Source organism: Bacteroides celer (assembly GCF_002632415.2).
Taxonomy (GTDB): domain Bacteria; phylum Bacteroidota; class Bacteroidia; order Bacteroidales; family Bacteroidaceae; genus Bacteroides.
On sequence record NZ_CP178209.1, the window covers coordinates 4,894,551 to 4,908,353 of the forward strand.

A 13,803-nucleotide genomic window follows, 5' to 3' on the forward strand; every position below is an offset into this window, starting at 1 on the left:
TACGATAAATCTTTGTACTTAGAGCAAAAAGCGGACAGAACCTTCGTCGGATAGCGAGATAAACCGCAGACCGGATTGCTTGCATTCGCTTTCAAGGAGGTGTCTGCGGTATTCCGAGAGAGATGCGTCCAATATGACGTAAGAGATAGAAAAGATTTGGGTGAGCTCTTCCAGATGTCCGTCATACCCTTTGCATAAGTAAAGATACTGAATATATAACGGAGAAACAGTGGTTTTGTTCCGCCAATGGTTATCATTTATTACACAAATATGACAGCCATGATAGGATATAATCTGCTGCTGACGGTTAAGTTCCATATACCGGCAATCGCCAGTTATTTCTTTGGGAGGCAGAAGGTGATGATGCTTCCAATAGTTAGCAGTCATGCGTTTCAGACGTTTTTCATTGGGGATAGTATCTACATAGTTTATCCAGGAACGTCCATCGCTCTCAATGCAATGTACTGCAGGGCAACCGCGCACGTTATAAAAGACCAGACTTGTCCGGGGACGATCTAGCCAATAGATTGTTGCATGATAAGTCCCTAGTAATAAGATAGAAAAAAGACAAATCAATAAATTCCGGTATCGACGGTTCAGGAAATAATAGGTTAACAAAGAGCCAACGATATAGATACCCAATATTTCTGACTGATAAAGCCAGATTCCATCTATAGAAGCGTAAGGAAGCTGTTCCACCCATCGGACGAAGAAATTAAGTCCTTCCAATAGTTTCTTAACACCTTCGGCCACTACGATCTGAAGCCACGAAAGAGGAGTCAGAAGAAGCATAATGACAGCAGCATACAGGATAATCGTAATAAAAGGGATAACAACCAAGTTCGTCAATAGAAAATGTACAGAGAACCGGGAGAAATAAAACATGACAAGCGGAGCCGTTCCTATTTGTGCAGCAACAGACACACTTATCAGTCCCCAAATATATTTTCCTATTCTACCTTTCACCGTAATCAGTTGATAGATTGGCTTTTGAATTAATAGGATGGAAGCAACAGCAAGGAAAGAGAGCTGGAAACCAACATCAAACAACCATGCCGGATTGCAGAATAACATCAACCATGCAGCTGCCGCCAATGTATTTAAAGATAGCGGTTGGCGACCAACCATATCTGCCATTGCTAAAATCGAAAACATACTGACCGAGCGTACTACCGAAGGAGAAAGTCCTGTGAAAAAGGCAAAAGCCCATAATAGGATAAGAAGAAGAACAGAACGTATAACTCTACCTATATTTCCTCTTCGGGCAATAGGTTTCAGTATGAAAAAGAGCAATGTATATAAAAGCCCGATATGCAAACCGGATAGAGCTAGAATATGACTTGCACCGGCCACCGAATAACTCTCACGAACCGAATCACTTAATTCCGTTTTGTCTCCTATGGTCAGTGCTGAAAGTACAGCCAGTTCATCGCCGGAAAACCCTAGTTTCTGATAAAGTGAAATCATCTTTCTTCGGCAAGAGCTGGCTATACTTTTGAGATCAAGGTTATTCATTCCGTCCTGTTTTGTCCATTTCCCGGATGCAACATATCCTGTTCCACTGATTCCTTTCCGCATCAGGAAGCGGGCATAATCAAATTCATCAAAGTTGCGATTGTTGAAAGGGGGAGAAATACGGGCAGAAATCAGCAGTTCATCTCCACTATTCAACCGGGTGACGGCCGAATCTTGCTGTAGATAAAGGATTGCAGCACGTTCTATCGGATATGTGCCGGTAGTATCACGCCGTTCCTTTAATAATGTCTGACAGAGGTAAGTATGTTCTTTCGCTTGAGGTGCATCCGTTATTAAAACCCGATACACTGTTTCTTCTTCCGGAAAAGAGTAGACAGCGTGTTGTAATTGCCAAGTTATTCCAAGCCATCCTCCTATAAAACAAAGGATAGAGACTGCTAATCCAAAACACCATCGCAAAGAATGGCGTTTCAGGAAATAAAGAACAAACAATAAAGCAATACAAAGGCCAAGGGTTAGAATACTCCAAAAAGGTTCTCGTGAACGGTCAAAAAAATGATCTCCACAAAAAACGCCTGTTATCCAAGGGATAATCAGGCGTATATAGGGATATCGATGGATGTAAAAAGTACTCAACAGAAGAGTTACAGTTCGTGCAACTGACGAATCATCGCTTCCGGATCCGGTGCCGCAAAGACAGCATTACCAGCCACTAACACATCGGCTCCCGCCTCAACCAAACGGGCACCTGTTTCCAGATTCACCCCACCGTCTACTTCAATCAGCGCTTTCGAACCTGTCCGTTCAATCAGGGCACGCAGTTCACGAACTTTTTCTACTGAATGTTCGATAAACTTCTGTCCGCCAAATCCCGGATTCACGCTCATGATAAGCACCATATATACATCCCGGATAATATCTTGTAAAAGAGCTACAGGAGTGGCCGGATTGATAGTTACAGCAGGCTGCATCCCGGCTTCTCTGATTTGTTGAATCACCCGATGCAGATGCGGGCAAGCTTCATAATGCACATTCATCGTATGGGCGCCCAACGCTTTTACCTCCGGAATAAACTTTTCCGGATTCACAATCATCAAATGCACATCCAGCGGTTTCCGGCTTAACTTCGCCACATATTTCAGTACCGGAAAGCCAAATGAAATGTTCGGAACAAATACTCCGTCCATAATATCAATATGTACCCACTCCGCTTCACTGCGGTTTACCATTTCAATATCCTTTGCCAAATATCCAAAATCGGCAGAAAGAATGGAAGGAGCGATAATCGGTTTCATAATTCTTTTATTTTAGGTTCTAGCCGTCTCTTATTCGGGACGTTTTATTCTATTTATAATCTAATGGCTTACTCGTTTTAATCTGCTCATCCGATTAATTACTTCATCAGACAACCATCTTCCAGGTGATATCCACGAAGCAATTCATCTATTTTCAGACGTTTTTTACCGGGAAGCTGTAAAGAAAGGATAGATACAAATCCATCCGGTACAGCTACTTTCATGAATTTCTTTCCATCGGTCACGATTGTTCCTGTAGCTAATTGATGTGATTCATAAATCTTCTCGCTTTCAAATATCTTCACGACCACTGCTGCTCCTTCTTCAGAAGTAACCAGTTCACTCCAGGCAGCAGGATAAGGTGATAATCCACGGATAAAATCGTATATCTTCTTCACCGGCTGATTCCAGTCAATCCGGCAGGTTTCTTTAAAGATCTTCGGAGCAGGACGAAGTTCACCGACAACTGCCATTTCTTCTTGAGGAATCGGTTTTACCGTTCCATTCAATATAGCGTCTACCGTTTCAAGAACCAGTTTTCCTCCCAGCACCATCAACTTATCATGTACCACTTCCACATTATCCGTATCTGCAATAGGCACACGCACTTGCTGAATGACTTCTCCGGTGTCTATCTCGTGTTTCAAAAAGAAAGTAGTAATTCCGGTTTCCGTATCACCATTGATTACTGCCCAATTAATGGGGGCAGCTCCACGGTATTGAGGAAGCAAAGAAGCATGAAGATTGAACGTACCCAGTCGTGGCATATTCCATACCACTTCCGGCAACATACGAAAAGCAACTACAATCTGCAAGTCCGCCTTCCATTCACGCAATGCTTCTACAAAAGCCTCATCTTTCAACCTTTCCGGTTGAAGTAACGGCAAATTTTGTTCAAGCGCATATTGCTTTACAGGAGAATACTGAATCTTATGTCCGCGTCCGGCAGGCTTATCGGGCATTGTAATCACACCCACTACATTATAACCGCCTTCTACTAATTGACGCAGGGCCTCTACCGCAAAATCGGGAGTCCCCATATATACTATTCTTAAATCTTCTTTTTTCATAATCGTCTTATAATCTGCATAGAAACCTGTTATCTGCATAAGCCCGGCTCCGGCATCTTGCCGATTGTCAGTTAGTCTTCAGAGAAATGTACCAATACTTGCCGGTATGAATTAAATATCTTCGATTTAGAAACAAATCCCTGATATCGCCCTTCTTCATCCACTACCGGAAGATTCCAGGCTTTCGTATCATCAAACGTCTGCATCACCTGTTCCATTCCATCCGTATCGAATATCTTGGCAGGGGCAGATGTCATTAATTTATTAACAGTGAAACGGTGATAAAGTTCTTGCCGGAACATGATGTTACGAATGTCGTCGAGAAGTACAATTCCCAACAATTCACCCGTTTTCTTATCTGTCACCGGGAACACATTTCGATGAGAAGCAGCTATTGCTTTCACTAATTCGCCCAAATCCATTTCCGGATGTACGACAACGAAATCTTTCTCCACTACATTTTCCATTTTCATCAACGTCAACACGGCTTTATCCTTATGGTGTGTAAGCAGCTGTCCCTTCTTGGCTAAACGCATCGAATAGATACTATGAGGTTCGAAAGCTATAATGGTAAGATATGAACTTACGGATACAATCATCAACGGAAGGAATAAATCATATCCCCCTGTCAATTCGGCGATCAGGAACACCCCTGTCAACGGAGCATGCATAACGCCACTCATCACTCCCGCCATCCCCATCAATGCAAAATTCTTTTCCGGCAAATAAGCGGAGAAAGCAAAGTCATTGCTAAAATGAGAAAAGACAAATCCGGCGATACATCCCAGATAAAGCGAAGGTGCAAAGATACCACCACAACCACCGCCACCATTCGTTGCACTGGAAGCAAAGACCTTCAGCAGAATAATCAGCATCAGATAAACCAGCAGCAAATTGCCATAGCCATAAAACATAGAATTGTTCATGACCGTATCCCACTCTGCCGCAGAGGTTCCATTCAGCAAAAGATTAATGGTATCATATCCTTCACCATAAAGAGGCGGGAAAAGAAAGATCAATATACTCAACATCACACCACCGAAAGCCAGTTTCTTATAAGGGTTGTTGAGTTTACCAAAGACACCTTCCACCGAATTCATGGCACGCGTAAAGTACAATGAAATCAGTCCGCAAAAAATTCCCAGTAAGATAACAAAAGGAATACGTTCCAGTTCGAATGCCTGATCCAGATGAAACTTAAACATAGCCTCCGTACCGGTGATTATATATGAAACGGTTGCCGCTGTCACGGCAGAAATCAACAGGGGAAGTAAAGAGGACATGGTCAGGTCGATCATCAAGACTTCCAATGTAAATACCAATCCCGCAATCGGAGCTTTAAAAATGCCAGCAATCGCACCTGCCGCGCCACAGCCGACGAGCAACATCAGCGTGCGGTGCTCCATCTTGAATACACTCCCTAAATTGGAACCGATTGCCGAACCTGTCAGTACAATCGGCGCCTCTGCTCCGACCGACCCACCAAAACCGATGGTGATGGCACTGGCAATGGTAGAAGACCAGATATTATGTCGCTTGATACGTCCCTGTCTACGGGAAATAGCATATAGAATTTTGGTGACTCCATGGCTGATGTCATCCTTTACAATATTACGAACAAACCAACCTGCAAGAAAAATCCCGACTACCGGATATACCAAATACAGGTAGTTAGCTTCCGTTGCATTAAAATTATCAGTTAGGAAATTCTGTATCTGATGGATAAAGAATTTCAATATTAATGCAGCAAACGCTGTGAAAATTCCGACCAGGAAACTTAATATCAGGATAAATTGCTTCTCCTTTATATTCGCTTCCCGCCATTTGATGCAACGCTGTAATAAACTAAGTTTTTCTCCCTTCATTTATTCGCGAATTATCTTTATCACTCCACCTTTTTCCAACTTAATAATACTTGAGGGTCTCGGCCGGCCCATATCGTCCTGGCGAAAGCCAACGATATAATCTACCGCCGATTTGATTTCATCACTGATTTCACTAAAATTAGCCGCACCCGGCTGCCCGCTGACATTAGCCGAAGTAGAAACGATTGCTTTACGGAACTGCTGACAGAGTCGTCTGGAAAAATCTTCATTCGTCACCCGAATTCCTACACTGCCATCCTCGGCCAGCAAATTCGATGCTAAGTTACGTGCTCCGGAATAAATAATCGTCAACGGCTTGTCGGCAACTTCAATCAAATCCCATGCAACATCTGGCACATCCTGTACATAAAAATCTACTTTAACCGGAGAGTCTACCAAGACCAGCATAGCCTTGCTGTCAGCGCGTTTCTTAATCTCATACACGCGGCGTACAGCCTCTTCATTAGTCGCATCACAGCCTATACCCCATACGGTATCGGTGGGATAAAGGATCACTCCTCCTTCATTCATCACCTGACAGGCTTTTTTAATATCTTCTATCATTTCTTGATTAATTTCCGTTAAGAACAAGACGCAAAAATAACACTTTTATTCCATTTAGTGAAATCTATCCCGACGTTTTTAAGTCCCTCAAAAATATAGATTGACACAACAAACCATACAAAAAAGAAAGAACGATGTAAATTAAGAGATAACCTACATCGTTCTATAAAAAACAGATCATTCAAAAAATCAACCCCTAACGCTATCTGTTCTTCCAACTATTGTCCAGATTCGGGTTCAAAATCACATCTTCATAGGGATAAGGAACATACATCTTACTGTCATCCCAAGTTCCGGTGACTGCTACTGCTTCTTTCCTGAAAACTCCGGGCGCCACTTCAATAGGCTCATTTTTCTTACGGAATTCAAAATGATCCTTATACCGGTACATTCTGAACATATCCCTGGCTCTGCTCGCAATACCACCCCAATAATAACCGGCCATTTCCCAACCATGTTCATTGTAGGCTGCTTCCGCCAGTTCATCAGGAGACATATCCGTCGTATATCTATTTGTTTTTTCACGGTCTGCCCTATTGCGCACTTCGTTCAACACTTTAACCGCCTGTTCATTGATTTCTCCCGCACGGCCTGTTGCTTCGGCATACCAGCAATATACTTGCGAAAGACGTAATAACTGGAATGTTTTCTCCCCCGATGCATTGACTACGGCAGGATTTGTATAATCAAATTCAGTTCCGCGTACAGCACCTTCCACGGTCTTCATAAAGACAGGTGCCACTACCTCGCGGGAAGCAGGATCGGTATCATACCACCAATCATATAGTTTCCCGTCGCTAAACATGATTTTCGGGAAATACGTAGCATCTTTACGAGGGCCTTCGGGGAAGTTCATCCAGAAATTAATTTCTCCATTCGTATCTCCCCAACCGGCCTGTTTCATATCTTGCAGGAAATCAGTCAAGGGAGCGGATTGTCCTGCTGCATCCCTATTATAATAGATACCCAACAGAAGTTCCGTATTCTTATTATTGTATTCCCATGAATATACCTGGCTATATTCCGGCAGCAGTTTATAATAGTAGCTACCACCATCTGCACCGTCTATCACTTCTTTGGCTTTGGCGGCAGCCAGCTTGTAATATTCTACTCCTTTATTAAGCGGCCATCCTGCCATACACATATAAACATAAGCCATCGTTGCTTTTACGGCTCCCTCACTTACAGCAATGTTCATTCCATTTCTGCCATACGGTTCCTTCGTGTACAGTGCGGGGCAATCGGTTTCTGCTATTTTCAGGTCAGACAGAATCAATTCGTACACTTCTTCTTCCGTCTTCAACGGAGCATTATAATCTATTTCTTCTTTCAGCATGATGGGAACCCGTCCCCAAGTAGTCACCAGATAAAAATAAGAGTAGGCCCTCCAATAATGTGCTTGTGCAATAGCCACTTTTATATCGTCTTTTGATACCTCCGGCGTACGCTCCGCATTATTTATGATAAAATTGGCAGCCTTGATAACTTTGAAACGCTGCTCCCACATACTGGACAACCACGAGTTATTGTCTTTCACATCAAACTGATCGTGTTCACGAAGAGGTTGTTTATTACTGGAAGGATGAGTGGAGATATCATCTCCCACCAGGAAGTTCGTTCCACAAAGATTATTACTAGCCTGTGAACTTGCGATCACGGAATAGAGAGCCGTCAGCGAAGCGTCCAGGTCTTCTTTATTACTGAAATAGGTATCCGAAGGTAACTGTCCTTTCGGATCTTCTTCCAGAAAATCACTACACGAAGTCCAACACAAAGCTGCCAGAAGCACAGGCAAGGCTTTCATTATAAAGGTATATGCTGTTTTCATACGGTTATTGTCTTAATACACGGTTTTAAAATCTGAATTTGGCTCCAAAGGTGATTGTCCGAGGAATCGGATAAGCACCGTAATCCAGTCCGTCGTAACTAGTGTACACTTCAGGATCCATTCCTTTGTAGCGGGTGATTGTAAAGAGATCCTGTGCGCTGACGGACAGTTGTACACTTGCAAACTTCAGTACACGGCGAGGAATGCGGTACGAAAGGCTGATATTCTTCAACTTGATAAAAGAAGCATCTTCAAGCCAGAAATCCGAATTAGCATAACTCTTGTTGTCGGTATTGGTAAGGCTCGGATAAAGAGCGTCCGCTTTGTTGGCAACATGATCCCATCCTTTGAAGTAGGCATCACGCAAGGTTACGAAACGAGAGACACCAGTCATGGATGCCGCCATAAAACGGCTGATATTCAACCGGTCATATCCGGTGGCAGCATTGAAAAACACATTCAGCGTCCAGTTTTTCCAAGTAACAGTGTTGTTCCAACCTACTGTCCATTTGGGACTTGCCTGTCCTTTCACAACCAGATCATCGGAAGTCGGATTCGTTGTCAGACTACCATCTGCTTTCTGATAAAGATTGGCGCCTTTATCATCGAATCCTTTCCATTGATAGACATAGAAAGATCCCATAGGATAACCGGGCTTCATAATCTGCATAGGACCTCCCAAATCGCTATAGTTAGCAGTGAGTACAAAGTCATCTCCTGCGAGGTCTGCTACTTCATTCTTCACATAAGAAGCATTCAGGCTGGTTTCCCACGTCACAGCCCCCTTTACAGGGAAAGTGGTAAGGGATAATTCGACTCCGGTATTGTTCAGTTTTCCTTGATTCACCCAATAAGTACCACCTCCGTTATATTTAGGCACCTGTTTCTGAAAGAGCAGGTCTTTCGTTTGTTTCTTGAACCAGTCCACTGTAATATTAAAGCCTCCGATACTCATATCCAATCCCAAATCATATTGGTAAGTCTTTTCCCAGGTAATGCCGGGTGTAGCAAACTGATATCCCCAATATCCCGTAGAGGAAGTGGAAGTTCCCCAGCCGTAAGATGCCCCCGACAACATACCCAATGTACTGTAAGCAGCAATATCCTGATTTCCGGTGACACCAAAGCTGGCACGCAGTTTCAACTGATCGAGCACGTGCTGGTTGCTCATGAAAGATTCTTGTGCAATATCCCAAGCCACAGCTGCGGAAGGGAAATATCCCCATTTGTTGTCTCCCTGAAATTTAGAAGAACCGTCAGCTCTTAATGCAGCGGTAATAAAATATCGTTTCTTATAATCGTAATTAGCACGCACGATACCGGAAGCCAAAGAAAATTCCGTGTATGAATTGCTCGCATCTCTGATAGCAGCATTACCAAGATTCCAGTACCCAACACTTTCATTGTTCAGATTGGAACCGGTTCCCTTTAGTTGTGAGTCCCACGAACGACTTATTTCCCATACGCCCATGGCAGTGAAGCTATGATCTCCGAATTGCTTTTGCCAGGTCAGATTGTTAGTATTCTGCCAATAGTTATGCAATGCGTTGGTATTGCTTGCGCTATTGATAGCACCCGGTGAATCCAGTTTCGACCGGAAAGAATAAGAAGGACTATTATCGTAGTCATAACCTCCCTGAACGGAAAGCGTCAGTCCTTTCATGATCTTGAACAGCAATGTCAGATTAGCGTTTAAATTATAGCTATAGCTATCGCTATTGTTCACTATCATTTCACCGTAAGGGCTGGAACCGATCATATTATACGGGTCTGTATTGTACACGCCGGTTTCGGGATCTTTCAGCTCCATGGTAGGCGAAAAGTTAGTGACATGCAACCAGTTCGCCCCACCTTCATTGTGTTTGTGAAGACTGGATGCGTTTAATTTTGCAGAGATTGTCAACCAGGGTTTCACTTCCGAGTCGATGTTTGCCCGAATTCCATAGCGTTTATAATCGGACATGATGGTGATGGCTTCCTGATCGAGCACATTTCCCGAAATAAGGTATTTCACTTTTTCATTTCCTCCGGATATGGCGAGCCGATAATCCTGGGTGATACCTGTACGAGTCAGAAGATCAGTCCAGTTAATTCCTTTCGTTCCATTTTTATAAGCCTCAAGATCTTCGGCAGAGATAGTAGACGATCCGCGAATGTCATTCAGTGCAGTTGCATATTCGTAAGCGTTCAGCAGGTCATACTGTTTTCTGACAGTCGAAAGCCCTACCGATGCATCGAACGTTACCTGTGCTTTTCCCTCACTACCCTGTTTGGTGGTTATCAGGATAACGCCATTCGAACCACGGGAACCGTAAATGGCAGTGGAGGAAGCGTCTTTCAGTATTTCCATCGACTGGATATCAGAAGGGTTAATACCGTCCAAGCCACTGGAAGAGATGATACCGTCAATCACATATAAAGGATCACTGCTTTTATTAATAGAGGTAGTTCCACGAACGCGCACCTTCATACTTGCTCCGGGCATACCACTCGTAGCAGTGACTTCTACACCGGGAGTACGACCCTGGAGTATATTTTCAACCCGTTGTACAGGTTGATTTTTGTATTGTCTGTTGGATACACCGGACACAGCACCCGTAAGGTCACTCTTTTTGACGGTTCCGTATCCTACCACTACCACTTCATCTAATAACTGATTGTCTTCTTTCAACACAACACGAAGAAGAGATCTCTTTCTGACTTTCACTTCCTGCGTATGATAACCGATGTAAGAGATCACTAAAATCGCTCCTTCCGGAGCTTCGAGAGTAAACCTACCATCCATATCACTGGTAGTTCCGGTATCTTCACCTTTGATAATGACGGAAGCACCAATGATTGTCTCTCCCTGTTCGTCGTTAATCACTCCTTTGATTGTCTTTCCAGCATCCCCGTCGGTAGTAGTATCGCTGTTTGTCGTAACTTCATTGTTATTTTCCGGGGCTTCCTGTGTTTCTGTCTTCTGTTTTTCAAGAGGAGGAGCAACCTGCGCGAATAATCCGAAAGGCAGAAACAGCATTAAAAGAATGCATAATAGCCATTTGTTTTTCATTATTACTTCCATTATTGTTCTAAAATTAGAATAGTTATTAGGATAGATTACCATCAATATTAGGCAATTTATGTGCCAAAAGCATAACAAAAGACTGATACAACGAGACTTTCCAAGTTTAACAAAAAAGATTATATCACTCATTTTCAAATACATAAACAATTTGAAATAAAGAAAAAAGCATTAATAGCCAGATTAAGTTTCAAGCACGATCCTGTGCAAAAATTCCACAGAAAGGTGGACATATTCCACAAGATAATAAGTTAAGAATAATCCGTATTTAAAAGTTTCTTTCCATCCTTCTGATTGTTTCCACATATCAGAAGTCAGAATAAACGTTCCAAAACTCCAGTTTAAACGATTATTAACTAATTTCTCCCCCGTCTCCGAGAACAGAATCAGCAGAAATATCTATCTTTGTCCCAATTTCAAGCAAGAAAGCAAAAGTGCTATTTTTGTGTCGAATTTAAAACGTTTAAGAGAAAACAATGGAAGAAATCGTATTTCATCACACATTACCTATCCAATTGCGATTCAATGATGTAGACAAATTTGGTCACGTCAACAACACGGTTTACTTCTCCTTTTACGACTTGGGAAAGACTGAATACTTCGGTTCAGTATGCCCGGGAGTAGATTGGGAAAAGATTGGCATTGTCGTTGTTCATATTGAAGCGAATTTCGTTAAGCAAATTTTCGCATCGGACCACATCGCTGTACAAACCGCCGTCTCTAAGATAGGTACCAAAAGCTTTCATCTGGTTCAACAAGTCATTGACACGAAAACCAATGAGGTGAAATGTGTTTGCAAGTCCATCATGGTTACCTTCGATCTTGAAAGACATGAGTCCATGCCACTGACCAAGGAATGGATAGAAGCGATCTGCAAGTATGAAGGACGGGATTTGCAAAAAGCATAGATTGATTTTTCTCCCCACCGATGAAGACACCCTCCGGCACCAATGAAGGCATCGAGCGGTACCGGGGAACAAATCTCCCACGAATGAGAAACAAAACAAGCAAAACCAATTCCCCAGAAAAAGTTTTATCCTGATTCATGTCCGCTATATAACAGAAATTGCCTATTTTTGCACCTTATTATTAAGGCATAAAATATCTAGTACAGAAAATGATAGCTGACAAAAGTATAAATTTAGATACCCTTCATAAAGTATTGTTTGATAATGAGAAGCTGGAACTCTCTGAAGAATGTATTCGAAAAGTAGAGGAAAGCTTCGATTTTCTGCAATCCTTTTCCAGCGATAAGATTATTTATGGTATCAATACGGGGTTCGGCCCAATGGCACAATACAGAATAGAAGATCAGTCATTGATCGACCTTCAGTATAATATCATCCGAAGCCATTCCACCGGTGCCGGCAAACCGCTTCCCGAACTTTATGTAAAAGCAGCTATGATTGCCCGTTTGTACACTTTTCTACAAGGGAAGTCAGGAGTACATCTGGAACTGGTTTCTCTCCTCTGTGAATTTATCAACCGCGGAATTTATCCGTTCATACCCGAACACGGAAGTGTAGGTGCCAGCGGCGATCTCGTACAACTGGCCCATATCGCCCTGACGTTAATAGGGGAAGGGGAAGTTTTTTATCAGGGTAAATTGTGTAACGCAGCTACGGTACTTCAGGAAAACGGCCTGAAACCTTTTTCCATGCGTATTCGTGAAGGTTTATCCGTTACAAACGGTACTTCTGTAATGACAGGCATCGGTATTGTCAATCTGATTTATGCAAAAAAACTACTCCGTTGGTCGGTGGCTGCCTCTGTAATGATGAATGAGATTGCCGCCTCTTATGATGATTTTATGGCACAGGCATTAAACGAGGCCAAGCATCATAAAGGTCAACAAGAGATAGCTGCTATGATGAGAGAATGGGTGGCAGGCAGTAAATGCGTACTTCAAAGAGAGAACGAGCTATACAACCAGGTGCATAAAGAGAAAATCTTCGAACACAAAGTACAGCCCTATTATTCCTTGCGATGTGTTCCGCAAATACTCGGTCCTATTTACGATGAACTGGAGAATGCGGAAGAAGTATTAATAAACGAAATAAATTCCGCCTGTGACAATCCGATTGTCGATCCGGATACACAAAATATTTATCATGGCGGCAACTTCCACGGAGATTACATTTCTTTCGAAATGGACAAGTTGAAAATTGCCGTGACCAAGCTGACTATGCTTTGCGAAAGACAGATTAACTATCTGTTCCACGACCGTATCAATGGCATCCTGCCTCCGTTTGTAAATTTGGGAGTGCTTGGATTGAACTATGGTTTACAGGCTTCGCAATTCACTGCAACCTCCACCACAGCGGAGTGTCAGACATTATCAAATCCGATGTATGTACACAGTATCCCCAACAACAATGATAATCAGGATATTGTCAGCATGGGAACCAACTCGGCTCTATTAGCAAAAACAGTCATTGAGAATTCTTATCAGGTGATGGCTATCCAGTTCATGGGAATGGCACAAGCTATCGACTACCTGAAAATACAGGATCGCCTAAGTTCCAAAAGCAGGCAGGTTTATGAAGAAATACGCAGTTTCTTCCCTGTATTTACCAATGACACACCTAAATATAAAGAGATAGAAATGATGATAGACTATCTCAAAAAAGAAGATAAATAA

General features: G+C 42.7%; 9 protein-coding genes. 2 read left to right on the top strand and 7 right to left on the bottom strand.

What is annotated here, in order from left to right:
* Positions 1–18 precede the first annotated feature (18 nt).
* The 7 genes from CJF29_RS19845 to CJF29_RS19875 all read right to left on the bottom strand — a co-directional run bounded on the left by CJF29_RS19845 (position 19) and on the right by CJF29_RS19875 (position 11,150).
* The gene (locus CJF29_RS19845) at positions 19–2,112 is read right to left on the bottom strand and encodes a ComEC/Rec2 family competence protein (protein WP_099146006.1); all 2,094 of its coding nucleotides are present in this window, start codon (positions 2,110–2,112) and stop codon (positions 19–21) included.
* Between the two features lie 8 nt (positions 2,113–2,120).
* The gene (rpe, locus tag CJF29_RS19850; RefSeq protein ID WP_099146007.1) at positions 2,121–2,771 is read right to left on the bottom strand and encodes a ribulose-phosphate 3-epimerase; all 651 of its coding nucleotides are present in this window, start codon (positions 2,769–2,771) and stop codon (positions 2,121–2,123) included.
* Positions 2,772–2,869: 98 nt separating this feature from the next.
* Positions 2,870–3,841, bottom strand: coding sequence for a methionyl-tRNA formyltransferase (gene fmt, locus CJF29_RS19855; protein ID WP_099146039.1), 972 nt, complete (start codon positions 3,839–3,841; stop codon positions 2,870–2,872).
* A 71-nt stretch (positions 3,842–3,912) separates the two neighbouring features.
* The gene (locus CJF29_RS19860; RefSeq protein WP_004297305.1) at positions 3,913–5,706 is read right to left on the bottom strand and encodes a chloride channel protein; all 1,794 of its coding nucleotides are present in this window, start codon (positions 5,704–5,706) and stop codon (positions 3,913–3,915) included.
* Positions 5,707–6,270: an L-threonylcarbamoyladenylate synthase gene (locus CJF29_RS19865; RefSeq protein WP_099146040.1), complete on the bottom strand. Its 564-nt coding sequence runs from the start codon at positions 6,268–6,270 to the stop codon at positions 5,707–5,709.
* A 202-nt stretch (positions 6,271–6,472) separates the two neighbouring features.
* Positions 6,473–8,098 (bottom strand): RagB/SusD family nutrient uptake outer membrane protein, encoded by a 1,626-nt coding sequence (locus CJF29_RS19870; protein WP_099146008.1) that lies wholly within the window; start codon positions 8,096–8,098, stop codon positions 6,473–6,475.
* Between the two features lie 25 nt (positions 8,099–8,123).
* Positions 8,124–11,150 (bottom strand): SusC/RagA family TonB-linked outer membrane protein, encoded by a 3,027-nt coding sequence (locus CJF29_RS19875; protein ID WP_255299314.1) that lies wholly within the window; start codon positions 11,148–11,150, stop codon positions 8,124–8,126.
* A gap of 488 nt (positions 11,151–11,638) precedes the next feature.
* On the opposite strand from CJF29_RS19875, the gene CJF29_RS19880 reads away from it, so the two are divergent.
* Positions 11,639–12,070, top strand: a complete 432-nt coding sequence (locus CJF29_RS19880) for an acyl-CoA thioesterase (RefSeq protein ID WP_004324741.1) — start codon at positions 11,639–11,641, stop codon at positions 12,068–12,070.
* Between the two features lie 209 nt (positions 12,071–12,279).
* Complete coding sequence (locus CJF29_RS19885; protein WP_004324740.1) at positions 12,280–13,803, top strand: HAL/PAL/TAL family ammonia-lyase; 1,524 nt, start codon at positions 12,280–12,282, stop codon at positions 13,801–13,803.

What these genes read in the sequence shown, in the direction of transcription:
- CJF29_RS19880 (WP_004324741.1), top strand. Translation starts at nt 11,639, where the DNA reads ATGGAAGAAATCGTATTTCATCACACATTACCTATCCAATTGCGATTC.
- CJF29_RS19870 (WP_099146008.1), bottom strand. Translation starts at nt 8,098, where the DNA reads ATGAAAACAGCATATACCTTTATAATGAAAGCCTTGCCTGTGCTTCTG.
- rpe (WP_099146007.1), bottom strand. Translation starts at nt 2,771, where the DNA reads ATGAAACCGATTATCGCTCCTTCCATTCTTTCTGCCGATTTTGGATAT.
- CJF29_RS19860 (WP_004297305.1), bottom strand. Translation starts at nt 5,706, where the DNA reads ATGAAGGGAGAAAAACTTAGTTTATTACAGCGTTGCATCAAATGGCGG.
- CJF29_RS19865 (WP_099146040.1), bottom strand. Translation starts at nt 6,270, where the DNA reads ATGATAGAAGATATTAAAAAAGCCTGTCAGGTGATGAATGAAGGAGGA.
- CJF29_RS19885 (WP_004324740.1), top strand. Translation starts at nt 12,280, where the DNA reads ATGATAGCTGACAAAAGTATAAATTTAGATACCCTTCATAAAGTATTG.
- CJF29_RS19875 (WP_255299314.1), bottom strand. Translation starts at nt 11,150, where the DNA reads ATGAAAAACAAATGGCTATTATGCATTCTTTTAATGCTGTTTCTGCCT.
- fmt (WP_099146039.1), bottom strand. Translation starts at nt 3,841, where the DNA reads ATGAAAAAAGAAGATTTAAGAATAGTATATATGGGGACTCCCGATTTT.